This window comes from Aureimonas sp. N4 (assembly GCF_001463925.1).
GTDB classification, from domain to species: domain Bacteria; phylum Pseudomonadota; class Alphaproteobacteria; order Rhizobiales; family Rhizobiaceae; genus Aureimonas; species Aureimonas ureilytica_A.
Window position 1 is genome coordinate 26,236 of the sequence record NZ_BBWS01000006.1, and the last position, 23,551, is coordinate 49,786.

General features: G+C 67.3%; 27 protein-coding genes. 12 read left to right on the forward strand and 15 right to left on the reverse strand.

What is annotated here, in order from left to right; genetic code table 11:
- The first annotated feature begins 126 nt into the window (after positions 1-126).
- Together AUL28_RS01525 and AUL28_RS01530 are read left to right on the forward strand one after the other, a co-directional pair.
- Positions 127-909, forward strand: coding sequence for a Bax inhibitor-1/YccA family protein (locus AUL28_RS01525; protein WP_244493379.1), 783 nt, complete (start codon positions 127-129; stop codon positions 907-909).
- A gap of 156 nt (positions 910-1,065) precedes the next feature.
- The gene (locus AUL28_RS01530) at positions 1,066-1,623 is read left to right on the forward strand and encodes a GNAT family N-acetyltransferase (RefSeq protein WP_062230427.1); all 558 of its coding nucleotides are present in this window, start codon (positions 1,066-1,068) and stop codon (positions 1,621-1,623) included.
- 105 nt (positions 1,624-1,728) lie between these two features.
- Here AUL28_RS01530 and AUL28_RS01535 read toward each other — a convergent pair whose 3' ends face one another.
- From AUL28_RS01535 to acnA, 3 genes are all read right to left on the reverse strand, one after another.
- Entirely contained in the window at positions 1,729-2,067 is a 339-nt protein-coding gene (locus AUL28_RS01535) for a DUF2794 domain-containing protein (RefSeq protein WP_244493385.1), read from the reverse strand.
- Positions 2,068-2,390: 323 nt separating this feature from the next.
- Positions 2,391-3,167: a DUF1223 domain-containing protein gene (locus AUL28_RS01540; protein WP_062230428.1), complete on the reverse strand. Its 777-nt coding sequence runs from the start codon at positions 3,165-3,167 to the stop codon at positions 2,391-2,393.
- A 436-nt stretch (positions 3,168-3,603) separates the two neighbouring features.
- On the reverse strand, positions 3,604-6,357 hold the full coding sequence (acnA, locus tag AUL28_RS01545; protein WP_062230429.1) for an aconitate hydratase AcnA: 2,754 nt from the start codon (positions 6,355-6,357) through the stop codon (positions 3,604-3,606).
- 559 nt (positions 6,358-6,916) lie between these two features.
- Between acnA and ccmA the strand changes: the two genes are divergently transcribed.
- The 6 genes from ccmA to AUL28_RS01570 all read left to right on the forward strand — a co-directional run bounded on the left by ccmA (position 6,917) and on the right by AUL28_RS01570 (position 10,355).
- The gene (gene ccmA, locus AUL28_RS01550) at positions 6,917-7,606 is read left to right on the forward strand and encodes a heme ABC exporter ATP-binding protein CcmA (protein WP_062230430.1); all 690 of its coding nucleotides are present in this window, start codon (positions 6,917-6,919) and stop codon (positions 7,604-7,606) included.
- The gene (gene ccmB / locus AUL28_RS01555; protein ID WP_062230431.1) at positions 7,606-8,265 is read left to right on the forward strand and encodes a heme exporter protein CcmB; all 660 of its coding nucleotides are present in this window, start codon (positions 7,606-7,608) and stop codon (positions 8,263-8,265) included. Before ccmA ends, ccmB begins: the two co-directional genes overlap by 1 nt.
- Before the next feature lie 8 nt (positions 8,266-8,273).
- On the forward strand, positions 8,274-8,705 hold the full coding sequence (locus AUL28_RS01560) for a GNAT family N-acetyltransferase (RefSeq protein ID WP_062230432.1): 432 nt from the start codon (positions 8,274-8,276) through the stop codon (positions 8,703-8,705).
- Positions 8,706-8,822: 117 nt separating this feature from the next.
- Positions 8,823-9,578, forward strand: a complete 756-nt coding sequence (locus AUL28_RS01565; RefSeq protein ID WP_058599446.1) for a heme ABC transporter permease — start codon at positions 8,823-8,825, stop codon at positions 9,576-9,578.
- A 4-nt stretch (positions 9,579-9,582) separates the two neighbouring features.
- Positions 9,583-9,741, forward strand: coding sequence for a heme exporter protein CcmD (ccmD, locus tag AUL28_RS21925; RefSeq protein WP_082640168.1), 159 nt, complete (start codon positions 9,583-9,585; stop codon positions 9,739-9,741).
- The gene (locus AUL28_RS01570) at positions 9,738-10,355 is read left to right on the forward strand and encodes a DsbE family thiol:disulfide interchange protein (RefSeq protein WP_062230433.1); all 618 of its coding nucleotides are present in this window, start codon (positions 9,738-9,740) and stop codon (positions 10,353-10,355) included. Before ccmD ends, AUL28_RS01570 begins: the two co-directional genes overlap by 4 nt.
- 7 nt (positions 10,356-10,362) lie before the next feature.
- Here the strand turns inward: AUL28_RS01570 and AUL28_RS23495 are convergent, their stop codons facing one another.
- The 3 genes from AUL28_RS23495 to ybaK form a co-directional block, all read right to left on the reverse strand.
- Positions 10,363-10,488, reverse strand: coding sequence for a hypothetical protein (locus tag AUL28_RS23495; RefSeq protein ID WP_280137256.1), 126 nt, complete (start codon positions 10,486-10,488; stop codon positions 10,363-10,365).
- Positions 10,485-11,705: an MFS transporter gene (locus AUL28_RS01575; RefSeq protein WP_062230434.1), complete on the reverse strand. Its 1,221-nt coding sequence runs from the start codon at positions 11,703-11,705 to the stop codon at positions 10,485-10,487. The genes AUL28_RS23495 and AUL28_RS01575 overlap by 4 nt, the downstream gene beginning before the upstream one ends.
- A 136-nt stretch (positions 11,706-11,841) precedes the next feature.
- Positions 11,842-12,315 (reverse strand): Cys-tRNA(Pro) deacylase, encoded by a 474-nt coding sequence (gene ybaK, locus AUL28_RS01580; RefSeq protein WP_062230435.1) that lies wholly within the window; start codon positions 12,313-12,315, stop codon positions 11,842-11,844.
- 84 nt (positions 12,316-12,399) lie between these two features.
- Here ybaK and AUL28_RS01585 point away from each other — a divergent pair, with 84 nt between their 5' ends.
- Both AUL28_RS01585 and bla read left to right on the forward strand, forming a co-directional pair.
- Complete coding sequence (locus AUL28_RS01585; protein ID WP_062230540.1) at positions 12,400-13,017, forward strand: glutathione S-transferase family protein; 618 nt, start codon at positions 12,400-12,402, stop codon at positions 13,015-13,017.
- A gap of 182 nt (positions 13,018-13,199) precedes the next feature.
- Positions 13,200-14,087 carry a class A beta-lactamase gene (bla, locus tag AUL28_RS01590; protein WP_062230541.1) on the forward strand — a complete coding sequence of 296 codons (888 nt, stop codon included), beginning with the start codon at positions 13,200-13,202 and terminating at the stop codon, positions 14,085-14,087.
- 212 nt (positions 14,088-14,299) lie between these two features.
- On the opposite strand, the gene AUL28_RS01595 is transcribed toward bla, so the two are convergent.
- The gene (locus tag AUL28_RS01595) at positions 14,300-14,683 is read right to left on the reverse strand and encodes a VOC family protein (protein ID WP_062230542.1); all 384 of its coding nucleotides are present in this window, start codon (positions 14,681-14,683) and stop codon (positions 14,300-14,302) included.
- Between the two features lie 80 nt (positions 14,684-14,763).
- Here AUL28_RS01595 and AUL28_RS01600 point away from each other — a divergent pair, with 80 nt between their 5' ends.
- Positions 14,764-15,369: an NUDIX hydrolase gene (locus AUL28_RS01600; RefSeq protein ID WP_244493380.1), complete on the forward strand. Its 606-nt coding sequence runs from the start codon at positions 14,764-14,766 to the stop codon at positions 15,367-15,369.
- Positions 15,370-15,482: 113 nt separating this feature from the next.
- On the opposite strand, the gene AUL28_RS01605 is transcribed toward AUL28_RS01600, so the two are convergent.
- The 8 genes from AUL28_RS01605 to AUL28_RS01640 form a co-directional block, all read right to left on the reverse strand.
- Positions 15,483-16,346, reverse strand: coding sequence for a tellurite resistance TerB family protein (locus AUL28_RS01605; RefSeq protein ID WP_082640197.1), 864 nt, complete (start codon positions 16,344-16,346; stop codon positions 15,483-15,485).
- Positions 16,347-16,430: 84 nt separating this feature from the next.
- On the reverse strand, positions 16,431-17,087 hold the full coding sequence (locus tag AUL28_RS01610) for a septation protein A (protein ID WP_062230437.1): 657 nt from the start codon (positions 17,085-17,087) through the stop codon (positions 16,431-16,433).
- Positions 17,088-17,178: 91 nt separating this feature from the next.
- The gene (ftsY, locus tag AUL28_RS01615; RefSeq protein ID WP_374701400.1) at positions 17,179-18,588 is read right to left on the reverse strand and encodes a signal recognition particle-docking protein FtsY; all 1,410 of its coding nucleotides are present in this window, start codon (positions 18,586-18,588) and stop codon (positions 17,179-17,181) included.
- 392 nt (positions 18,589-18,980) lie between these two features.
- Positions 18,981-19,256 carry a hypothetical protein gene (locus tag AUL28_RS01620; protein ID WP_058599454.1) on the reverse strand — a complete coding sequence of 92 codons (276 nt, stop codon included), beginning with the start codon at positions 19,254-19,256 and terminating at the stop codon, positions 18,981-18,983.
- Between the two features lie 22 nt (positions 19,257-19,278).
- Entirely contained in the window at positions 19,279-20,574 is a 1,296-nt protein-coding gene (gene mtaB, locus AUL28_RS01625) for a tRNA (N(6)-L-threonylcarbamoyladenosine(37)-C(2))-methylthiotransferase MtaB (protein ID WP_062230439.1), read from the reverse strand.
- Entirely contained in the window at positions 20,571-21,464 is an 894-nt protein-coding gene (gene dapF, locus AUL28_RS01630; protein ID WP_062230440.1) for a diaminopimelate epimerase, read from the reverse strand. The genes mtaB and dapF overlap by 4 nt, the downstream gene beginning before the upstream one ends.
- 95 nt (positions 21,465-21,559) lie before the next feature.
- Complete coding sequence (locus AUL28_RS01635) at positions 21,560-21,934, reverse strand: VOC family protein (protein ID WP_062230441.1); 375 nt, start codon at positions 21,932-21,934, stop codon at positions 21,560-21,562.
- A gap of 69 nt (positions 21,935-22,003) precedes the next feature.
- Positions 22,004-22,765 (reverse strand): sulfite exporter TauE/SafE family protein, encoded by a 762-nt coding sequence (locus tag AUL28_RS01640; RefSeq protein WP_062230442.1) that lies wholly within the window; start codon positions 22,763-22,765, stop codon positions 22,004-22,006.
- A 235-nt stretch (positions 22,766-23,000) separates the two neighbouring features.
- On the opposite strand from AUL28_RS01640, the gene rplS reads away from it, so the two are divergent.
- A complete protein-coding gene (gene rplS / locus AUL28_RS01645; RefSeq protein WP_058599459.1) occupies positions 23,001-23,459 on the forward strand; it encodes a 50S ribosomal protein L19 in 459 nt (152 codons plus the stop codon).
- Positions 23,460-23,551: the final 92 nt, after the last annotated feature.

Here is a 23,551-nt window from a genome sequence, read left to right on the forward strand (position 1 = left end):
TTTCCGCCCTTGTTCGTTCCGGCTCCTCTTCGCATATTCAGGGCAAGAGGGCTTGGCTGGACGTCCCGCCAGCTAGGCCCGGCCGGCAACGGCCGAGAGGGCGGGATGCAAGAAAGGAAACTGTCCATGGCTGACAAGTGGAACAGCGGCACACGCAGCGTCCCCCTGTCGCGGGGCCGCGCGGACGTCGCCATCGATCAGGGCCTGCGGAGCTACATGCTCCGGGTCTACAACCTCATGGCCATCGGCCTCGCCATCACCGGCGTCGCCGCCTACGGCCTCTTCTCCATGGCGACGACCAGCGATCCCTCGCTGGCCGTTGGAACGTATAATGGCATCCTGCTGACGCAGTTGGGCGCTACCATATTCACCACGCCGCTGCGCTGGGTGCTGATATTCGCGCCGCTCGCGCTCGTGATGTTCCTCTCCTTCCGAGTCAACCGGATGAGCACGCAGGCCGCGCAGGCGACCTTCTGGGCGTATGCCGCGCTGGTCGGATTCATGTTCTCCACGTTCTTCCTCGTCTACACGCAGGAATCGATCGTGCAGGTCTTCTTCGTGACGGCGGCTTCCTTCGGCGCCCTGTCGCTCTTCGGCTACACGACGAAGCGTGACCTGTCGGCCATGGGCTCGTTCCTGATCATGGGCCTCTTCGGCCTGATCATCGCCTCGCTCGTGAACATCTTCCTGGCGTCCTCGGCGCTCAGCTTCGCCATCTCGGCCATCGGCGTCCTGCTCTTCGCGGGCCTCACCGCCTGGGACACGCAGCGCATCAAGGAACTTTACTGGGAAGGCGACGACACGCTGGTCGCCGGTCGCAAGGCCATCATGGGCGCGTTGACCCTTTATCTCGACTTCATCAACCTGTTCATGTTCCTCCTTCGCTTCCTCGGCACCAGCCGCAACTAAAGCCAAGGGGAGCCGGACGGTTCTGAGACAGGGGCGGCCTTCGGGTCGCCCTTTTTCGTATGCGCCGTGCGGATCGGGATGGGGCATTTGACGGATTGAGACGGACGCCGCGCCCGCTTATGGTCCGCCCGGTTCACTCCGTAAGGCATCCCATTCATGAGCGCGTTCACCCTCCGCGAGGCCACTCTCGCCGACATTCCCGCCCTGTGCCGCATCTATGAACACGCGGTTCTCCATGGCACGGCGACCTACGAGCTGACCCCGCCCGACGAGACCGAGATGACGGCGCGCTTTCTCAATCTGACGCGGCAGGACTATCCCTATCTCGTCGCCTGCAATGGGGAGGGGCGCGTCGTCGCCTATGCCTATGCCGGCCCGTTCCGGGCCCGCCCGGCCTATCGCTGGTCGGTGGAGGATTCGATCTATCTGGAGCCGGAGGCGCAGGGCCAAGGCATCGGCACGGCGCTGCTCGGCCGCCTTCTGGAGCTGTGCGAGGAGAAAGGGTTCCGGCAGATGATCGCGGTGATCGGCGGGGCCGACAATCACGGCTCCGTCAAGCTGCATCAGAAGCTCGGCTTCAAGCCGATCGGCCTGTTCGAAGGCTCGGGCTTCAAGTTCGGACGCTGGATCGACACGGTGCTGATGCAATACTCCCTGAACGGCGGCAAGGAGACGCTGCCGGATGAAAGCCGCTATCCCGGCACGCTGGTCTGAGCTCATTCGTTAGGTGGGGCTAATAGCTCCATGAGATGCACGGTCGCCGCCTCGGGCGGCCGTTCGTGGGTATGTAGGACTAATCTGAGTGCCGGAATGTCCCGCTCAGGTGTCGGCCAGCTTCAGCGACTTGTCGAACACGCGCAGCACCTGCGGCAGATCCTGCCCGCGCTTCATCACCAGCCCGCCGGCGGCGTGGACGCTATAGGCCCCCTGGCGGCGCGCCAGTCGTGGCTCCTTCTCGATGCGAAACAGCGGCATTTCGGAACTGCGCCGGAAGATGGAGAACACGGCCCGGTCCTTGAGCGTGTCGATGGCGTAATCGCGCCATTCGCCCGCCGCCACCATGCGCCCGTAGATTCGAAGGATTTCGCCGAGTTCGTGCCGGTCGAAACTGACGACGGGCAGGGCGTTGGCAGCGCGCACCTCCGAGAGGTGGATCAGCGAGGCGGAGCGTTCGGTCGTGGGTTCGGTCAATCGCAATCCCTCCGGGGAACGCCGCAGGGCGCGGCGAGCCCTTCATCATCCTGTCATGGAAATGGGGCCGCGCGAAGGGCGTTGCAACCGGACAGGCCGGTGGCTCAAGCCTCGGGGCAGCGTATCGGCTGAGCCGCTGCGCTCGGGAGTGGGTCGGGATACAGGGTCGGGCCAATCGTCCGAGGCTGCTGCGCCTTCTTTGTCAGCCGCTGTCGCCGTCCCCCTGGGGCGTCCCGCGACAGCGGAACATCCCACGCCCACCTGTCGCGGCTCGATCGCTCGGCAGACGCTCAGAAGGGCAGGGCCGCCGCTGCCAGAATCGGCCCCGGCCGGTCGTCCCGGTCCATCGCCTGGAGCAGCGCGACGCAGCCGCCCGGCTGCGTGTCAGGGTCGGCGATGAGGCCGAGCGGCATATCCACCGCGAGCCGGCCGTCGGCTCCGAGCAGGCCGACCGCGCGCCAGTCGCGCACCGCATGCGTGTTCAGGAGTTGGCGTCCCTCGTTCTCACCGCGCGCGACCTCGGTGCGCGTGGTCTTGGCATAGGTCGCCAGAATCAGCGCCGGGGGCCTCGCGCCCTCCGGCAGCGCGCCGGCCTCGACGCGTAGGTGCAGGGTCTCGCCCCGAAGGCGCATCTCGATGCGGGGCGAGCCGTCCGCGCCGGCCAGCGGAGCCTTGGCCGTCGCAGCCTCGATCGCCGCCGCATCGAAGCCGGCCATCACCGCCTTGCCGTTGACGATGGCCTGGGGCGTCGTCAGCCCGCCGAGCCGCAGCGCCTTGGAATAGCTCTTCTGTCGCTCGGCATTGCGGCGCGAGCCGAGCGGGTCTTCCCAGCCGATATAGTCCCAGTAGTCCACGTGATAGGCGAGGGCGACGACATCGGGCCGCGCGGCGAGTTCCGCCAGAACCGCGTCGGCCTTCACGCATTCGCTGCATCCCTGGCTCGTGAAAAGCTCCACGATGCCGCGCACATTCTGGCTCGACGCTTCGTCGCCGCTCTCGTCGGCATGGGCGAGGCCGAGCGGCAGGACAGCGGCAAGGAGCAGGACGAACAGGGTCGGCGGGCTCATGGATCGGCATCTCCTTGGCTCCGGGATGGCCCGAAGAGAGATGGGACCATGGCGGGATAACCCCACGGAAGGCGAGCCTTGCGCCGTTCAATTGAGGGTGAGCCGGGCGCGAGGCGAGGCACATGAAAACGCCGCCGCCCTTGCGAGGAGGGCGGCGGCGCGAAAGACAAGCGAAACAGCCCGAGGGTTGGCTCGCGAGATCGTGTGAACGGCTCGAGCCTTCAGGGCGAACTGGCGTTGGCCCTCGAGACTCATGCCTAGCCCTCGAGAGAGGGCGCCGCCGAAGCGCGGAGGCTTCGGCGAAGCAGCTGGGACGCTTCGGCGGGGATGGTTCCTGGAGCGCTTCCGTCGAACAAAGGTTCGCCAGAAAGGCTCCAGGTTTTTGTTTCCGCATTGTCCGGGCGCGAAAGCCGACTCGGCTTTCGCTGGAAATGCTTTAGGCCGCCAGCTGGCGCAGCACGTAGTGCAGGATGCCGCCGTTCTTGAAGTATTCCAGCTCGTCCAGCGTATCGATGCGGCAGAGCAGGGGAACCTTGACCACTTCGCCATTGGCGCGGGTGATCGTGGCTTCCATGGTCTGGCGCGGCTTGACCTCGGTCAGGCCTTCGATCGTCACCGTTTCCTCGCCCGTGAGGCCGAGCGACTGCCAGCTCGTGCCTTCCTGGAAGACGAAGGGCACGACGCCCATGCCCACCAGGTTGGAGCGGTGGATGCGCTCGAAGCTCTGCGCGATCACGGCGCGAACGCCTAAGAGCACGGTGCCCTTGGCCGCCCAGTCGCGCGAGGAGCCGGTGCCGTATTCCTTGCCGGCGAAGATCACCAGCGGAACCTCTTCCTGCTGATACTTCATCGCCGCGTCGTAGATCGCCAGCTGCTCACCAGAGGGGAAGTGCTTGGTGATGCCGCCTTCCACGCCCGGAACCATCTGGTTCTTGATGCGGATATTGGCGAAGGTGCCGCGCATCATGACTTCGTGGTTGCCGCGACGCGCGCCGTAGGAGTTGAAGTCCACCGGGCGCACCTGATGCGAGACGAGATACTCGCCCGCCGGGCCGTTCTTCTTGATCGAACCGGCCGGGGAGATGTGGTCGGTCGTGATCGAGTCGAGGAAGAGCGACAGGATGCGCGCGCCCTTGATGTCGGTGACGGGCTTGGGCGTCATCGACATGCCCTCGAAATAGGGCGGGTTCTGCACATAGGTCGAACGGTCGTCCCACTCGTAGGTGAGGCCGCCCGAGACGTCGATCTTCTGCCAGTTCGGGTCGCCCTTGAAGACGTCCGAATAGCGGCTCTCGAACAGGTCGCGCGTGACCGTCTTGCGGACGATCTCGGAGACTTCCTGCGTGGTCGGCCAGATGTCCTTGAGGAAGACGTCCTTGCCGTTCTGGTCCTGGCCGAGCGGGTCCTTGGTGATGTCCACGAACATCGAACCGGCAATGGCGTAGGCGACGACGAGCGGGGGCGAGGCGAGATAGTTCGCGCGCACGTCCGGGTTCACGCGGCCTTCGAAGTTGCGGTTGCCCGAGAGCACCGAGCAGGCGACGAGGTCGTTCTTGTTGATGGCTTCCGAGATCGCTTCGGGAAGCGGGCCGGAATTGCCGATGCAGGTCGTGCAGCCATAGCCGACGAGGTTGAAGCCCATCGCGTCGAGATCGGTCTGGAGACCGGCCTTTTCGAGATATTCGGTGACCACCTGAGAGCCGGGGGCCAGCGAGGTCTTCACCCAGGGCTTCACCTTGAGGCCGAGCGCGTGCGCCTTGCGGGCGACGAGGCCGGCGGCGACCAGCACGTTCGGGTTGGACGTGTTGGTGCAGGAGGTGATGGCCGCGATCACGACGTCGCCGTCGGCGATGCCATGGTCCGCGCCCTCGACGGCGTGGCGAGCGGTCTCGGGCGTCTGGCCGGGGGCCGTCGCGCCTTCGTCCATGAAGCGCGAGTCACCGGTGGAGGCCGGCAGCTCGTTCTTCTTGCGGCCGCCCTGAAGTTCGGCGAGCGCGGTGCGGAACTTCGGCGCGGCCTCGGTGAGCGCGACGCGGTCCTGCGGGCGCTTGGGGCCGGCGAGCGAGGGAACGACGGTGGAAAGGTCGAGCGCCAGCGTGTCGGTGAAGACGGGCTCTTCCGACGAGGCGTCGAAATACATGCCCTGCGCCTTGGCATAGGCTTCCACCAGCGCGATGCGGTGCTTGTCGCGGCCGGTCGCTTCCAGATAGGCGATCGTGTCCTTGTCGACCGGGAAGAAGCCACAGGTCGCGCCGTATTCCGGGGCCATGTTGGCGATGGTCGCCTGGTCTTCCAGCGTGAGGTTGGCAAGGCCGGGTCCGTAGAATTCCACGAACTTGCCGACGACGCCCTTCTTGCGCAGCATCTCGGTGACGGTGAGCACGAGATCGGTCGCGGTCGTGCCCTCGGGCAGCTTGCCGTCGATGCGGAAGCCGATGACCTCGGGGATCAGCATGGAGATCGGCTGGCCGAGCATGGCCGCTTCCGCCTCGATGCCGCCGACGCCCCAGCCCAGAACCGCAAGGCCGTTGACCATCGTGGTGTGCGAGTCGGTGCCGACCAGCGTGTCGGGATAGGCGATCGTCTCGCCGTTCTCGTCCTTGGTCCAGACGGTCTGGGCCAGATATTCGAGGTTCACCTGATGGCAGATGCCGGTGCCGGGAGGCACGACGCGGAAATTCTGGAAGGCGCCCGAGCCCCAACGCAGGAAGGTGTAGCGCTCACCATTGCGGTCGTACTCGACCTCGACGTTCTTCTCGAACGAATCGGGCTGGCCGAAATAGTCCACCATCACCGAGTGGTCGATCACGAGATCGACGGGGACGAGCGGATTGATCTTCTGGGGGTCGGCGCCGAGATTGGCGGTCGCGTCGCGCATGGCGGCGAGATCGACGACGGCCGGAACGCCCGTGAAGTCCTGCATCAGGACGCGGGCCGGGCGATAGGCGATCTCATGGCCGGCCGAGCCCTTGTCGTTCAGCCAGTTGACCACGGCGCGGATGTCGTCGGCCAGAACCGTGCGGCCGTCTTCGTTGCGCAGGAGGTTCTCGAGAATGACCTTCATCGAGTAGGGCAGGCGCGACGCGCCCGACAGGCCGTTCTTTTCGGCCTCTTTCAGGTCGAAATAGACGTAAGGCTTCCCGTCGACCGTCAGGGTCTTGCGGCTTTTGAAGCTATCGGGGTGGGACATAGGGTTCTCGTTCCTTCTCGAACCAAAAAATGTCCGAAAGGCGAACGACCGCGGCACGCGGCGAAGCGCGCCTTGGAAAATGCGGGTGCGACCATTTCCGCCCGTCCGCCTCAGTCCTCGCCGGGGAGGCGGGGCACGTGAGATCGGCGCTATGTGATCCACGCCGGTCGCTGGAGTGGGTGAGCGCCTTATAGGCAAGTTTGTAATCGCTATAAAGGGCCTTCTCGCATTCGCGCGCACCCATTCGGGGGAGCGCTCCTGCCTCACGCCATCTTCATTCGCCTTGCCTGGACAGCCTGACGGAGCCTCAATGGGGCGGTGTACCGGGCCTCTCTCACCGCGCCGTCTCGCCGATGCTCGTCCCATGCCGGTGGCATGGGTGACATTCGGCGCGTCGCTGCGGTGAAAGATTCGCCAGTGTTCCACCCTGAGGTTCTGTCAGACCTTCGGGACGTCGCTCGCTCCGCCTTGCCGCTTGCCTTTCGGGTCCCGCCTCTCCACAACGAAGCCTTGGGATTGGAGCCCTTATAGCGTTCCAAAGTTGAGGAGTGGTTCCGGCGTGGCGGGCAGGCTCGTGATCAGAGGGCTGGCTTGCGGCCGGGGCGGGCGGCTGATCGTGCCGCCGCTCGATCTGACTCTATCGACCGGCGAGGCGGTGCTGGTGACGGGCGAAAACGGCGCGGGCAAGTCGACCCTGCTGCGCACGCTGGCCGGCCTTCTGCCGCCGCTCGCCGGAGGCGTTCGCGTCGAGGACTTGCCCGCTGCCGACGGCGAGCCGGCCCGAAGCCTTGCCGACATCGCCCATTATATCGGTCATCGCAACGCGCTGAAGGGCGGGCGCCACGTCGGGGCGGAACTCGCCTTCTGGGCGCGCTTTCTGGGGCGCGCGCGGGGCGTCTCGCCCGAAGCCGCGCTGGCCGAACTCGGTCTGCCGGAGGGCGTGGCCCGGCTGCGCTGCTCCGATCTTTCGGCGGGGCAGGCGCGGCGCGCGGCGCTCGCCCGGCTTCTGGTCGCCCATCGCCCGCTCTGGCTTCTGGACGAGCCGACCAATGCGCTGGACGCGGCGACGCAGGCGCGCTTTGCCGCGCTTTGCCGGCACCATCTCTCAAGCGGGGGCATGATTCTCGCCGCCACGCACCAGCCTGTCGATCTCGGGTCGTCGGCCCGCACGCTTGTTCTGGAGCCGCAGCCGGCGGGCCTCGCGCTCTCCGATTCGGGTGAGGACGAGGGCTGGGAGGCGATCGGCTGATGCTGGCTTTGTTTCGGCGCGATCTCGCGCTGCTCCTGTCCGGCTCGGGCGGCGGCGCGCCGGGCGTCGTGTTCTTTCTGGCTGTCGTCGCCGTCATCCCCTTCGGCGTCGGCCCCGACCTTCAGCTTCTCTCGCGCATCGGCCCGGCCTTTCTCTGGATCGGCGCGCTGCTCTCCACGCTCCTGTCGCTCGACCGGCTGTTTCAGGCCGATCGGGACGACGGCACGCTCGACCTGCTCCTCACCGGCCCCTTGCCGCTGCCGCTCGTGGTGCTCGCCAAATGTGCCGCGCTTTGGGTCGCAAGCTGCCTGCCGCTGGTGGTCGCCGCGCCGCTGCTGGGCCTCCTCTTGGCGCTGGAGCCGCTGGCGCTGGGCGCGAGCGCGCTGACGCTGCTGGTCGGCACGCCGGCGCTCGTGCTGATCGGCGCGGTCGGCGCGGCGGTAGCCGCTAGCCTGCCGCGCGGGGGCGTTCTCGTCTCGGTGCTGACCTTGCCGCTCGCGATCCCGATTCTCATCTTCGGCGTCGCTGCCACCAGCGGCGCCGTGAACGATCTCGCCCCTTTTCGCGCGCCCTTCCTGATTCTTCTGGCGCTGACGCTGCTGTACGGCGTGCTCGGCCCCTTCGCCGCCGCGCTCGCGCTTCGCCAATCCAGCGACTGAGACGTCCCATGCCCCGCTTCGACCCCGCGCTTTATTCCTTTTACGCCGAGACGCCTGACGCCGAGACCTATCGCCGCCTGCGCGCCGTCTCGGGCCTAAGCCCCAAAAGCGAGGAGGCCGCGCGGCGCGGCTTGCCGAACACGCTCCATGCCGTCATCGCGCGCTTCGAGGGGCGGACCATCGCCATGGGCCGCGTCGTGGGCGATGGCGGGGCCTTCTTTCAGATCGTGGACATGGCGGTGGAGCCCGCCCATCAGGGGCAGGGGATCGGCAAGGCGATCTTCGCCGCGCTGGTGGATTGGCTGCGCGAGACCGCACCCGACAGCGCCTATGTCAGTCTCGTCGCGGATGGCGAGGCCCGGCATCTCTATGCGCAGTTCGGGTTCGAGCCCGTCATGCCCGCTTCGATTGGCATGGCGATGCGGATTCAAAAAGTCTGAACCAGACGCCCACGCTGGCGTGGATGCTCGTCTGCGAACCTTTGCGGTGAATTCGCAGACCTATTGTCCGTCGCCCAGCCAATTCCGCTTCGGCTGGAAATGCTCTAGAACGGCGGCATGAGCGATCTCGCCGCCCGTCCCTCGCGCTTTGCGCTTCTGGCCAACCCGACGCGGTTTCTGGACCTGTCGGGCCGTCTCCAGCCCTGGCTCTATGCGCTGGCGCTGGCGCTTCTGGCTGTTGGCCTCGGCCTCGGCCTCGCTGCCCCGGAGGATTACCAGCAGGGCGCGACGGTTCGCATCCTCTTCATCCATGTGCCCTTCGCCTGGATCGCGATGATGGGCTGGACGGTCATGTCGGCCTCCGCGCTTGGCCTTCTCGTTTGGCGCCATCCGATCGCGGAAGTCTCGATCCGCGCTGCCGCGCCCATCGGCGCGGTCTTCACCTTTCTGTGTCTCTTCACGGGCTCGGTCTGGGGTCGGCCCATGTGGGGCACGTGGTGGGTCTGGGACGCGCGGCTCACCTCGGTCTTCGTGCTCTTCCTCATGTATCTCGGCCTGATCGCGCTGACGCGCGCCTTCGAGGAGCCGCAGCGGGCCGGGCGCATGGCCTCGGTCTTCGTACTGGTCGGCTTTCTCCTGATCCCGGTGATCAAGTTCTCGGTGGACTGGTGGTCGACGCTGCACCAGCCGGCCAGTGTGCTGCGCCTGGGCGGCTCGACGCTGGACGATGCCTATCTCTATCCGCTCTTGATCTCGGCCGCCGGCTTCACCACGCTCTTCTTCGCGCTGCATCTCACCGCCATGCGCACGGAAATTCGCCGTCGTCGCCTGCGCAACATGGAGCGACGTCGGATGGGTCTGGCGGAGGGCTGACATCATGCAATCCAGCTATTTCGGCTTCATCGCCGCCGCCTATGGCATGGCGGCTTTCGCGCTCGGTGTGCTGGCGCTCTGGACCTTTCTCGACGCGCGTTCCGTGTCGCGCCGCCTGAAGGCGCTGGAGGGCGAGCGCGGCGCGCGTCGGCCATTACGATGAGCGAAATGTCCGCCACCCCGCCGCGCCGCCGCCGGCCGCTTCTGGTCGCCCTGCCGCTTCTCGTCTTCGGCGGGCTCGCCGCGCTGTTTCTGACGCAGCTCGTGTCGGGTCACGATCCGAGCCAGCTTCCCTCCGCCCTGATCGGGCAGAAGGCACCCGCCACCAGCCTGCCGCCGCTCGCGGGCCTGCAAGGGGCGGATGGCGCGCCAGTGTCTGGTCTCACCGTTTCGCCGGATGGCGACGGCGCGCCGCGCCTCGTCAATGTCTTCGCCTCCTGGTGCGGCCCCTGCCGGCAGGAGCATCCGCTGCTCATGGCGCTGGCGAACGACCCGGCCGTGCGCGCGGCCGGCCTGCGGATCGAGGGGCTGAACTACAAGGACAAGCCGGATCAGGCGCTCGGCTTCCTCACCTCGCTCGGCAATCCTTATGCACGCGTCGGCGCGGACGAGCGCGGCACGGCGGCGATCGACTGGGGCGTTTACGGCGTGCCCGAGACATTCCTTGTGGCGGGCGACGGACGCATTCTCTGGAAGCAGACCGGCCCGCTCGACGTCAAAGCCATCCGTGAGGGGCTGTTACCCGCGCTCGCGAAGCCAGGCTCACCCGCGCCCTGAACGGGCACTAAAGGCAGAAGCCGAACAGCATCAGCCCCGCCAGGCGCGGCCCCTCGCTGAGCCAAAGCAGAGCGCCGACGCCGGACAGGAGCGCCAGTCCGGCGGGAAACAGAAGCTCGGCCCGCGCCTTCATGCCGGCGCGCCCGCCGGGGTGAGCTTCGCGTCGCGAATCGGCAGATTGGCCGCGCCCGCCAGTAGCGCCAGCGCGATCGAGATCGTCCAGGCCGCGTCGTAGCTTCCCGTCCAGGCGAAGACGAGGCCCGCGCCCCAGGCCCCGAAGAACGCGCCGATCTGGTGGCTCATGAAGACGATGCCGAACAGTGTCGAAAGGTAGCGCACGCCGAAGATCTGGCCGACGAGCCCGCTCGTCAGCGGCACGGTGCCGAGCCAGAGAAAGCCCATGGCGCAGGCGAAGATCGTGACCGAAAGCGGCGTGAAGGGCACCGCGAGAAACAGCGCGATCACCAAGGCGCGGCCGAAATAGAGCGCCGCCAGCACATATTTCTTGCGCAGCCGGTCGGCCGAGAGGCCGAAGACATAGGAGCCGAGAATATTGAACAGGCCGATCAGCGCCAACGCCCGCGCGCCGACCGAGGGGTCGATCGCCTGATCGGCCAGAAAAGCCGGCAGATGCGTCGCGACGAAGGCGACGTGAAAGCCGCAGACGAAGAAGCCGACATTCAGGAGCCAATAGCCGGGATGGCGCGCGGCAAGCCGCAGGGCCGCGCCGAGGCTTTCGCTCTGGGCCGCGCCCGCGCTGGGAGCCGCCTGAGGCCGCCCGGCAATGCCGATCGCCAGAAACACCATGAGCGAGGCGAGGGCCGCGCCGAACAGAAGCGCGCCGCGCCAGCCGAGAGCCTCGACGGCCATCTGCGTGACCGGCACCAGAAGGAACTGCCCGACCGAGCCGCCCGCCGTCACGATGCCGAAGGCCATGCCGCGCCGCTCGGCCGGCACGAAGCGCCCGACCGCGCCGAGCACGACGACGAAGGTGACGCCCGTCATGGCAAAGCCGACGAGAACGCCGAGCGACAGGTCGAGCGCCAGGGCGCTCGCCGCCGTGGAAGCCAGAACGAGACCCAGCGCATAGAGAAGCCCGCCGACGGCCGCGACCCGCCCCGCGCCATGGCGATCGGCCAGCACGCCGACAAAGGGCTGGGCGAGACCCAGAACGAGATTCTGCAGCGCGATGGCGAGGCCGAACGCCTCGCGCCCGACGCCGATCTCCAGCTCGACGGGCCGGAGCAGAAGGCCGAAGCCCTGCCGCAGACCCATGGCGATGGTGACGATCGTCGCCCCGCAGAGAAGCGCGATCCAGGGATTGCGAAGGGAGGCGGGGGATGGGGTCATCTGCGGCTCGCGAACAGGTGTCTGACAGGCGTAGCGCAAATGCCGTGCGCTGCCGAGCCCTGATTCGTCAGTCGAGCTTTCGAATTCGGTGCGGCTGGTTATCTGTCTGATCGGTACGCGCCCCGAACGGCCCCGCTCAGGCGATCAGGGGTGCAGCCTTGGCGCCGAGCACATCGCAGATCGCCTGCGGGGCGAGATGGATCTGCAAGCCGCGCTGGCCGCCATTGACGAAGACCTGTGCGTGCCGCAGCGCCTGCTCTTCAATCACCACCGGCACCCGCTTCTTCTGGCCGAAGGGGCTGATGCCGCCGACCACATAGCCCGTTGTCCGCTCGGCCTCGGCAGGCGGCATCATCTGCGCCGACTTGCCGCCCACGGCGCTGGCGAGGCGCTTCATCGAAACCTCCCGGTCGGAGGGCACGACCACGCAGACCGGCTTGCCGTCCACCAGCGTCATCAGGGTTTTCAGGACGAGATCGGGCGAAACGCCGATCGCTTCGGCGGCCTGCAACCCGATATGCTGGGCGTGCGGGTCGTAGGCGTATTCTTGCGTGGTGAAGGCGACGCCCGCTTGCGTCAGGGCCAGCGTGGCGCGTGTCGACTTGGACAAAGCTCGGCCTCATTCGTGGAGATGGTTCGGCGTGTCGCCCGTTCGGCCTATGCCTTCCGGGCGGAAAACGAAACGGGGTTCGCCATGAAAATCTGGGGTCGCAACAATTCCACCAATGTCCGCAAGGTTCTCTGGTGCGCGGCGGAACTCGGGCTCGCTTACGAGCACATTCCAGCGGGCGGCGCGTTCGGGCAGGTCCAGTCTCCGGCCTATCTCGCCTTGAACCCCAACGGCCTCGTGCCCTGCTTGGAGGATGAGGGGCTGGTTCTCTGGGAATCCAACGCGATCGTGCGCTATCTCGCCCGCCAATACGGGGCCGCGCCCTTCGCGCCCGGCGACCCGCGCGCCTTTGCCGTCGCCGACAAATGGATGGACTGGACCTCGCTCTCCTTCTCCGGCCCCTTCCGCGATCTTTTCTGGAATCTCGTGCGCGTCGCGCCCGATCAGCGGGATGACGCCGCGATGGAGCGAGGGGCGCATCAGTGCGCCGAGCTGATGCGCCGAGCCGACGCGGCCCTGCAAGACTCGCCCTACCTGTCCGGCCGCGATTTCGGCATCGGCGACATCCCGCTCGGCTGCATCGCCTATGCCTGGTTTTCGCTCCCGATCGAGCGTCCAAGCCTTCCAGCGCTCGAAGCCTGGTACGAGCGGATTGCAGCTCGGCCGGCTTTTCGGACGGGCGTCATGACCGGGATTTCCTGAGAGCGAACCGCTTCGGTCGAGAGATTTTCCGCTCCTTCGCCCAGCCGGGGCTTGCGGCAAAGGGGCAAGCCGTCGCAAGAGGCTGGCATCCATAAGGCGGGCGAACGATCTTGCGAATCGAGACTATCCGCCATTTTTCCTCGCGCTTCCAAGCGCCGACCTATGAACCGGAGCCTTGCGCCATGTCTCACGCCCTGACCCGCCGCCGCTTTGCCGCTCTCGCCGGCGCAGGGCTGGCTCTTGGGCTCACCGGCCTGACCTCCAAGCCCGCCCGCGCCGAAGCGGATTTGGACGCGCTCTGGGCCGAGATCGAAAACCGCTTCTCGGCCCGGCTCGGCGCCTTCGTCTGGGACATGGAAACGGATCGGCGCTGGGCGCGGCGCGCGGACGAGCGCTTTCCGCTGTGCTCGACCTTCAAGCTCGTGGCCGCCGCCGGCCTCCTCGCCCGTGTCGATGCCGGAGAGGAAAACCTCTCGCGACGTGTGGTGATCGCAAAATCCGATCTCGTGACCTATTCGCCCGAGACCGAAAAGCATGTCGGCGGCGAAGGCATGACGCTCAGCTCCATCGCCGAGGCCGCGCTGACGCAGAGCGACAACACCGCCGGCAATGTGCTGATTGATCTCCTCGGCGGGCCGGAGGGCGTGACCCGGACGGCACGCGGCTTCGGCGACGAGACCTTCCGGCTCGACCGGCGCGAGACCGCGCTGAACGAGGCGAAGCCCGGCGATCCCAGGGACACGACCAGCCCGGCGGCCATGACGAAGATGCTCCACGCGCTTCTCTTCGGCGAGGTGCAGAAACCGGACTCGCGCCGCCAGCTAGCGGACTGGATGGTCGCGAACCGGACAGGCGATGCCAAGCTGCGCGCCGGCCTGCGGAAAGACTGGCGCGTCGGAGACAAGACGGGCGGCGGCGATTTCGGCACGATGAACGATGTCGCCGTGATCTGGCCGCCGGCGGGAAAGCCGATCCTGATCAGCCTGTATCTGACGGAAACGAAGGCCAGTTTCGACGAGCGCAACGCGGCCTTCGCCGAGGTCGGCCGCGCGCTCGCCATGCTTCGCTGAAGACGATGGGCGGCTTCGGGGCAGCCCCAAGGCCGCCCCATAGGCCGGCCTTAGAGCCGGGGACAGAACCCTGCGGCGGAAAGCCGGCGAGGGACTTGCGTTCCCGGCGAGGCGCCGAGCGCAGACGATGCAGCGCATCGGTGAGCATCGGCAACGATGATCGGGGGCGCAAGGACCCGGCGGATCGACCCGCAGGGTTTTGGCCCCGGCTCTTAGCCGTTGAAGACCACGGCGATCTTGTTGCCGCAGGGATCGCGCAGATAGGCGGCGTACCAGTCCGGCCCATATTGCGGGCGCAGGCCCGGCGCGCCTTCGTCCGTGCCGCCCTGCGCCATTCCAGCGGCGTAGAAGGCGTCCACTTCGGCTTGCGAGGCGGCGGGAAAGCCGACCATCGCGCCGTTTCCGGCGCTGGCCGGCGCGCCGTCGAAAGGTTTCACGACCCAGACCGAGAAGCCTTCGCCCGTGCCGCCTTGAGAGTAGCCGCGCCCGCCCGCGAAGCTCGCATGGCTGCTCCAGCCGATCGCCGCCAGAACCGCATCGTAAAAGGCAAAGGACGGCACGACCGGCGACGCGCCGATCGTGACATAGGGATGCATCGCCATGGTTGGGGCTCCGTTGGATCAGAGCCGAAGCGTAAAAGGGCGAACTGGTGCCGAGCCTGACCTAAGGGAAGCCCATGGCCAAATGCGCGGTGGCCTCCATCTTGCCTCGCATGAGTGATCTTACCCCTGCCTTCTCCCTTCGCATTCCCGAGGACGATGCTCTTGCGCGGCGGGTCTGCGATCACTGCGGCTTCGTCGCCTATGAAAACCCGAAGATCGTCGTCGGCTCGGTCGTGCGGTTCGAAGAGCGCATCCTCCTGTGCCGCCGCGGCATAGAACCGGGGCGAGGGCGCTGGACGATTCCGGCCGGCTATCTCGAACTGAACGAGACGCCCGATGCCGGCGCGGCGCGCGAGGCTTTCGAGGAGGCCGGGGCGCGGATCGACATTTCGCGGCTTCTGGCGGTCTATTCCGTGCCCCGCATCAGCCAGGTGCAACTGATCTACCGCGCACGCCTCCTCGACCCTGCCATCCTGGCCGGCCCGGAAAGTCTGGAGGTCAAGCTGGTGCAGCCGGACGACATCCCCTGGGACGACCTTGCCTTTCCCACCGTCCATTGGGCGCTGCGCCATGATGCGGAGGCGGAAGCGGGCGCGCCGCCGGTGCCTTTCGGCAATCCGGCCGGCGAAGCCGGAGACCGCCTGCCGGATGGAACGCCGGTGGGCGAGGACGCGCTGTAGCGGGGGGCAAACTTTCGGGCCGATCCGCCCGGTTTTTCAATGGAGGCGGCGCCGAGTCGCCGGAGACGGCTCGGCGCTGTTTCACGTGAAACGTTAAGGAAGACCGAATCCGATCAGTCCCGCGCCTCGTCCGTCGTGCGACGAATTTCCAAGACGAGTTCGGGCGGCAGCTGAAGACGGGCGGCGAGAAGGTCGAGATAGGCGCGCTCGGCTGGCTGGTCCGGGTCGATGGCGAGGAGCGAAGCCGTGTAGAGTTCGACCGCCACCTCCTGCGTCGTCGCATGGCGCACCAGCTCGTCCACCGAGAGCGGACGGCGGATTTCGTCCATCAGCAGGCCCTTTTCCTCGGCGTCGAGATCGAGATCCTCGATCCGCCCGAAGATGCGGCGCTCCTCGTTGGCGTCGAGCGTGCCGTCCGCTTTGGCCGCTGCGATCATCGCCGACAGGAGAAGCTTGGCGCGATGCTCGGCATCCGAGCCGGCGGGGTGGAAGTTCGGGTCGCTCACCTCGGGAATGTCGCTGGCGGCAATGGGACGGATCGGGCCGGGCTGCGAGGGCGCGAGACTTGGCTGGTTCTGTGCCTGCCAATTGGTCCAGGCCTTGTAGCCGAGACCGGCGATCAGGGCGAGGCCGCCGAGCTTCACGGCCTGTCCGCCGAAGCCCTTTATGCCTTTTCCGCCGCCCCGGCGCAGAAGCTGCGAGACGAGACCGCCCGCCAGTGCGCCGCCGATGGCCTTGCCGGCGAGCGAGCCGCCGCCCGAGCGCCCGCCCGACAGGACGCTGGCGGCGAGATCGCCGATGCCGCCGCCCGAGCGCGCGCCGGTGCCGCCGAGCGCGCCGCCGAGCAACTTGCCGAGCCCGTCCTGAAGCGTTTCGCCCGTGGAGGCGCGGCCAATGCCCGATGGGAAAGGACTGCGATGTCCAGCGCCGCGTCCCGTGCCAAGGAACTGGTCGAGAAGTTTCTGCGCGTCGATCATTCCAAGGGCCTCCGGATCAGGGATCAGAAGGCCCATTTGGGGAGCGCGAGGCGCGCGGCCAAGCGGCCGGCCCTCGCGATGCGATCACGGTTTCTTGTCGAAGAGCGGCTCCAGCGCATGGCGCTTGAGCAGCGGAAACTGCATCAGCATGAAGATCATGGTGATGGGCATGGTGCCCCAAACCTTGAACGCCACCCAAAAATCGGTCGAGAAGCAGCGCCAGACGACCTCGTTGAGGATGGCGAGGAAGACGAAGAACAGGCCCCAGCGCAGCGTCAGCTTGCGCCAGCCCTCATCGTCGAGCTTGAAGGCCTGATCGAAGACATAGCCGAGCAGCGGCTTGCCGAAAGCGAGGCCCCCGAGCAGCACGGCGGCGAACAGCGCGTTGACGATGGTCGGCTTCATCTTGATGAAGACGTCGTCCTGCAGCCAGAGCGTCAGCGAGCCGAAGATCAGCACCACCGCGCCGGACACGATCGGCATGATCGGCAGGGTTCTCACCAGCACCCAGGAGGCAATGAGCGCCGCAACGGTCGCGGCCATGAACAGGGCGGTGGCCACGAAGAGCGGCCCGCCGAGTTCGCCCAAGGCCGGAAAGGCGCGGACGATCGCCTCGCCCCGATTGTTGGCGAAGAAGAAGACGACGAGCGGCCCGAGTTCGAGCGCGAACTTGACGAGCGGGTTCATCTCGCGCCGGCCCGGCGTGTTCGGGGCCTTTTCGATGATCGGATCGGAGGACATGGACGGGTTTCCCTTTCGGGGATGGTGTCGGGCGGCGAGGCGGCGAAATTCAGGCGGTGAAGTCTTCAGACGGTTTCAGCGCGGACGAGTTTCAAACCGTGCCGGCGCGGCCTGCGATGGCATCGGCGAAGTCGCGGGCCTTGAAGGGCTCGAGATCGTCCACGCCTTCGCCAACGCCCACGAAGAAGACCGGCAGCTTATGCTTGGCGGCGATGGCGACCAGAATGCCGCCGCGCGCCGTGCCGTCGAGCTTGGTCATGACGAGGCCGTTGACGCCCGCCACATTGCGGAAAATCTCGACCTGATTGAGCGCGTTCTGGCCGGTGGTCGCGTCCAGCGTCTGGAGCACGGTGTGGGGCGAGTCGGGGTCGCGCTTCTGGAGGACGCGCACGATCTTGGCGAGCTCGTCCATCAGCTCGGCGCGGTTCTGGAGGCGGCCCGCCGTATCGATGATCAGAACGTCCGACCCGTTGGCGACCGCCTCGTCATAGGCCTCGAAGGCGAGGCCCGCCGCATCGGCGCCGATCTGCCGGGCGACGACGGTGGACCCCGTGCGCTCGCCCCAGATCTTCAACTGCTCGACGGCGGCCGCGCGGAACGTGTCGCCCGCGCCGAGCGTCACCTTCAAGCCGCCGCGTGTCAGCTTGGCGGCGAGCTTGCCGATGGTCGTGGTCTTGCCCGTGCCGTTGACGCCGACCACGAGAATAACGTGCGGCTTCACTTCGAGGTCGAGTTCGAGGGGCTTGGCAACAGGCGCCAGCGCGCGCTCCACCTCGTCGGCCAGGATCTGGCGCACGGCCTCGCCCGAGATTTCCTTGCCGAAGCGACCATCGGATAGGCGATCCGTAATGCGCATCGCCGTCTCGACGCCGAGATCGGCCTGGATCAGCACGTCCTCGAATTCCTGAAGCGTTTCTTCGTCCAGCTTGCGCTTGGTAAAGAGCGCGGTGATCTGGCCGGACAGTTGGTTGGAGGAGCGGGCGAGTCCCTCGCGCAGACGCTGGAAAAAGGGCTTTCGCACCTCCGGCGCGGTCTGTTCGGCCCGTTCGCGCTCGCGCAGCGCCCAGCCTTCGCCATCGGTCGGCTGGCGCAGAGGGGAAAGCGGTGGCGAGACGAGGCCGGGCAGGGCGCCCGCCGCCGCCGGCAGGGCGACATCGGCGCGGTCCGGCGCGTCGGAGCCGAGCGCGGAGGAAGTCGCCGTCTCGCTGGGCTCCTCGGGCGGCAGCGGCGCGTCGAGCCAGGCGAACTCGTCGCGCTCGCTCGTGTCTTCGGCGGCTATGGCCGAGATGGGCGCGGCCTCTGGGATCGGCGCGGCCGGATCGACGGGCAGGCGCGCCTCGGCAAGGCTGCCGCCATCGCCCGCGACGATCGCGGCTTCCGCCGGGGCGAGGGGCGTGTCGGAGACGGGCGCATCGTCCGCTTCGTCCTCCGCCGGCTCGGGCGCGTCCAGCCAGGAGAAGTCGGCCTCCGGCTCGGCCTCGGGCGGGCGGGCCTCGTCCAGGAAGGCGAGGTCGTCGCTCTTGTCCTCAGCGCGGGGCTCAGGTTCGACAGGGGCGGCAAAGGTGGTTTCCACCGGCGTCGGCGTGGGAGCCAATGCGACGGGCGCGTCGGTCGGCGGTGTGGCGGGTGCGACGGAATCCTGCGTCAGGGGCGCGCGCGATTCGGGCGCGCGCTCTTGTTCGACGGGCCAGACAGTTTGAGCGGGCTCGACGTGCACGGCTTCTGCGGAGGAAGCGTCCACCGGCGCGGGGCTCGGAGCCCGCGAGACGGGCTCGTCGACGGGCGCAAAGGGGCGCTCGAAACTCTCATCCGCCTGCGGGCCGCGCGTCTCGGGCGCGATCCCCGCGTCAGGGGCGAGGAGAACCGGCGCGGGTTGCGCCGGCTCCGGCTCAATTACGGAGTTTTTTTTTCAGCCGCGACGCCATCCGCGTCTTCGCCGCTCTTCAGGGGGATGATGCCGCCTTCGTCCGGCGTCTGGACGGAGGCTCCGGCCTCGGTGTCGGTGTCGGTCGATGCGGCGGCGGGCTGGTGAATCTCGGGCGCGCTGGAATCGGGCCGAGCGGCCGTCGTGTCCTGCGTGCGCGCAAGGCCGCCTTCGTGCTGCGTGCGGTCTTCTTCCTTCGCTCCGAAGGAAAAGAGGCGGCGGAAAAAGCCCTTGTTCTCGGCCATGGCGGTCTGATCCGATCGAATGTCAGGCCGCCGCGCGGGCAGCCGAGGAGGGGACGGCGAGCAGGCGCTCGCCTGTCTCGCCCGTAATGGTAGCGTCCACGATCTCGCCGGGGAGGCCGCTGTGCAGTTCGGTCACGGTAAAGTCTTCCGTGCGGCCCAGCCCCTCGCGCTCGATCAGCACCTTGGCCGTGCGCCCGACGGAGCGCTGGAGGTGCTGGCGATAGGCCGCGTCACCGGCCGCGCGAAGCCGTGCGGCCCGCTCCTTGCCCACCGCTTTGGGAAGCTGTGGCATGCGCGCGGCAGGCGTTCCCTCGCGCGGTGAAAACGGGAAGACGTGAAGATGCGTGAGGCCGCAATCGTCCACGAGACGGAGCGTGTTCTCGAACATCTCGTCCGTCTCGGTCGGGAAACCGGCGATCAGATCGGCCCCGAACACGATGTCGGGGCGAGCCTGGCGCAACTCGGCGCAGAAGCGGATCGAATCCTCGCGCGCATGGCGGCGCTTCATGCGCTTCAGGATCATGTTGTCGCCGGCCTGGAGCGACAGGTGGAGATGGGGCATGACGCGCGGCTCGGAGCCGATGGCCTCCACCAGCGCCTCGTCCGCTTCCACCGAATCGATCGAGGACAGGCGTAGGCGCTGGAGATCGGGCACATGGCGCAGGAGGCTTTGCACCAGCGCGCCGAGGCGGGGGCTGCCCGGCAGGTCCGCGCCCCAACTCGTCATGTCGACGCCCGACAGCACCACTTCGCCATAGCCGTTGCCGACGAGGCGCTTCACCTGTTCCACCGCCGCGCCCATGGGAACGGAGCGCGAATTGCCCCGTCCATAGGGGATGATGCAGAAGGTGCAGCGATGGTCGCAGCCGTTCTGCACCTGCACGATGGCGCGCGCGCGGCCCTCGATGGCGTCCACCATATGGCCCGCCGTCTCGCGCACGCTCATGATGTCGTTGACGCGGATTTTCTCGGACGCCGCGACGCCGAAATCGGGCAGGGCGCGATAGCTCTCGGCCCGAAGCTTTTCCTCGTTGCCGATCACGGCGTCCACTTCCGCCATAGCGGCGAATGTGTCGCCTTGCGTCTGCGCGGCGCAGCCGGTGACGACGATGCGAGCATTGGGATTGTCGCGCCGGGCGCGGCGCACGCTCTGGCGCGCCTGCCGCACGGCCTCGGCCGTGACGGCGCAGGTGTTGATGATGATGGCGGTCTGGCCGTCCGCGCCGAGCCCGGCCGCGCCGGCCTCGCGCTTCATGACTTCCGCCTCGAACGTGTTGAGGCGGCAGCCGAAGGAAATGACCTCGATCCCGCCGCTCATGACGCAATCTCCCGCGCGGCTTCGTCGCGCGAAAAGGCGCCCGTCTCGGGGTCCAGCGTGCCGGACCATTCCCACTCGGCCGGGCCGGTCATCAGCACGTGGTCATCGTCCCGCCATTCGATCAGAAGCTCTCCGCCGGCGGGGACGGTGATGGTGACGCTGCGCCCTGTGCGCCCGGTGCGCGCGGCGCAGACGGCGGCGGCGCAGGCGGCCGAACCGCAGGCCTTGGTGAGGCCGACGCCGCGCTCCCAAGTGCGCAGGTCCAGGCTCGCCTTCGACGTTACGCGGGCGAGCGAGATATTGGCGCGCTCGGGAAACAGCGGATGATGTTCGAGGATCGGCCCGAAGCGATCGAGCTGATAGGACCAGACATCCTCGGACACCCAGAAGATCGCGTGGGGATTGCCCATGGAGGCGACCGAGGGCGAATGGAGAATCGGGGCGTCGATCGGGCCGATCTGGAGTTCGATGGCGCGTGTGTCGGCGAATTCTTCCGAGAGGGGAATGGCCTGCCAGTCGAAGCGCGGCTTGCCCATGTCCACCGTGAGCATCCCGTCCTCGCGCTCACGCGCTTCCAGAAGCCCCGCGTGCGTTTCGAACACGAAGTCGCGCTCGCCCGTTTCGGCGCTGAGCGCCTGCACCACGCAGCGCGTGCCGTTGCCGCAGGCGCCCGATTCCGAACCATCGGAATTGATGATGCGGATATAGGCCGATGTTCCGGGCGTGACGGGATCGTGGATCGCCATGATCTGGTCGAAATGCGTCTCGTCCCGCGCCGCCAGGGCGCGGGCGGCGTCCGGCGTGATCCGCTTTGTCTGGCCACGCAGATCCGCCACGAGAATCTCGTTGCCGAGCCCGTTCATGCGGGCAAAGGGAATCGCGTGGGCCATGGCGTTTGAAACCGAAACGGGGGCGGAATTCCCGCCTATATGGCAAGAACGCCCCCGCAATGCTACCCGCCCCGCCGTTTCGGGGCGTTCGGCGCTTACATCTCCTCGTGCAGCGCATAGACGCGCAGGCGGTGGCCGTCCGGGTCGAGCGCGACGAAGGAGCGGCCGAACTCGAGATCGACGGGGGCCAGCGCGATCCGCGCGCCCTTGGCCTGCCATTCGGCATGGGCGGCATCCACCGCCGCATCGTCCGCCAGCTTGAAGCCGATCTCGCAGCCGCCGGGCGCCACATTGGGAGCGGGTTGGACGCCTTCACGCTTCCAGAGCCCGATCATCATCCCCTCGCTGAGTGGCAGAAGGGCGAAGCCGGGGCTTTGCTCCACCGGCGCGCGGCCGAGGATCGACTGGTAGAAAGCGGCGCTCCGGGTGGGGTCGGTGACATAGAGAAGGATATTGGATGCGGTGAGCATGGGCTCGTCCTCGTTGGGGTGACGAGGCGAGCTTTAGGGGGCGTGAGTGTCAGCTTCTGTCAGCAGTCTTCAGCCGGCATTGCGGTGAAAGTAATAGGCCGCGAGCGCAAGGCCGACCGCGATCACGACGCCGCGCACCACGCCCTGCGGCAGACGCCGCGCCGCCCAGACACCGCTCCAGCCGCCCAGCGCCACGCCCGGCGCCATGAGCGCGGCGTGAAGCCATGCCACGACGCCGCCCGACACGAAGACGGCGATGGCGACGATCGCGATCACGGTCGCCAGCATGTTCTTCAAAGCGTTTAGCCGGTGGTAGTCGCCGCTTTCCGTCAGGCCGAGCGTCGCCAGCATCATGATGCCCATGCCCGCGCCGAAGAAGCCGCCATAGATCGCGGTGAAGAACTGGAGAAAGGGGCTGGCGAGGCTGCGCCCTCGGCTGGCCTCGTCCTGATGGGCGCGCTTGGGGGTCAGCCAGGGGCCGGCGGCAAACAGCGCGGTGGCGGCGACGAGCAGCCAGGGCACCATGCTCTGGAACTGCGGATTGTCGAGCGAGAGAAGAATCAGTGCCCCGCCGAGCGAGCCGAGCACCGAGACCAGCGCGAGCACCAGCGCGCCGCGCCACATGCGCTTGATGTCGCTCCAATAGGCGAGCGTCGAGGTGACATAGCCCGGAAACTGGACGATCGAGGAGGTCGCGTTGGCCGAGATGGGCGAGATGCCACCGAGCGTCATGGCGCCGAAGGTCAGGAACGTGCCGCCCCCCGCCACCGCGTTGATCGCGCCCGCGAAGAAGCCGGACAGAAAGAGAAGCACGGCTTCGAGAAGGGACATGGCAACCGGATCGAACAGGCGGGACGTGGCGCGAACTTAGGCAAGGCGATGTGGCGCGGAAAGAGGCGAAGAAACGCAAAGCGAGACCAGGCGCGCCGCGCGACAAAATGGTGACGCCCGTCTCGACAAGCGAGAGCATCGCGTGTATAGGCCGCCTCGTTTTCCTCAGAAAAACTTGACCGTTCCGACGGCCATGACCGGGCAACCGGCATGTAACGAAGATGAGGCTATCGCCATGAATATCATCGCTGAACTGGACGCCCAAGAGGCCGCCCGCATCGCCGCCATCCGCACGCTTCCGGCCTTCTCGCCGGGCGACACGCTGCGCGTCAACGTGCGCGTCACGGAAGGCACCCGTACCCGCGTGCAGGCCTATGAAGGCGTGTGCATCGCGCGTTCGGGCGCAGGCTTCCAGGAGAGCTTCACCGTCCGCAAGATCTCCTATGGCGAAGGCGTCGAGCGCGTGTTCCCGGTCTACTCCCCGCAGCTGGAGTCGGTCGAAGTCGTGCGCCGTGGCCGCGTTCGTCGCGCCAAGCTCTACTACCTGCGTGATCGTCGCGGTAAGTCGGCCCGTATCGTCGAGGCTACCAACGTTCGCGCTCGCAAGCTGAACGACGACGCCCGCGCGGTGGCCGCCGAAGAGCGCGCCGCGAAGGAAGCCGCGAAGACGGCCGCCAAGAACGCTGCCGAGTAATCGGGTCCGCTCCCGAATCGAGTTTTGAGAAAGGGCGGCCGTCGAGCCGCCCTTTCGCGTTTCGAGCCTATCTTGCCGCTTCGAACCTCGGA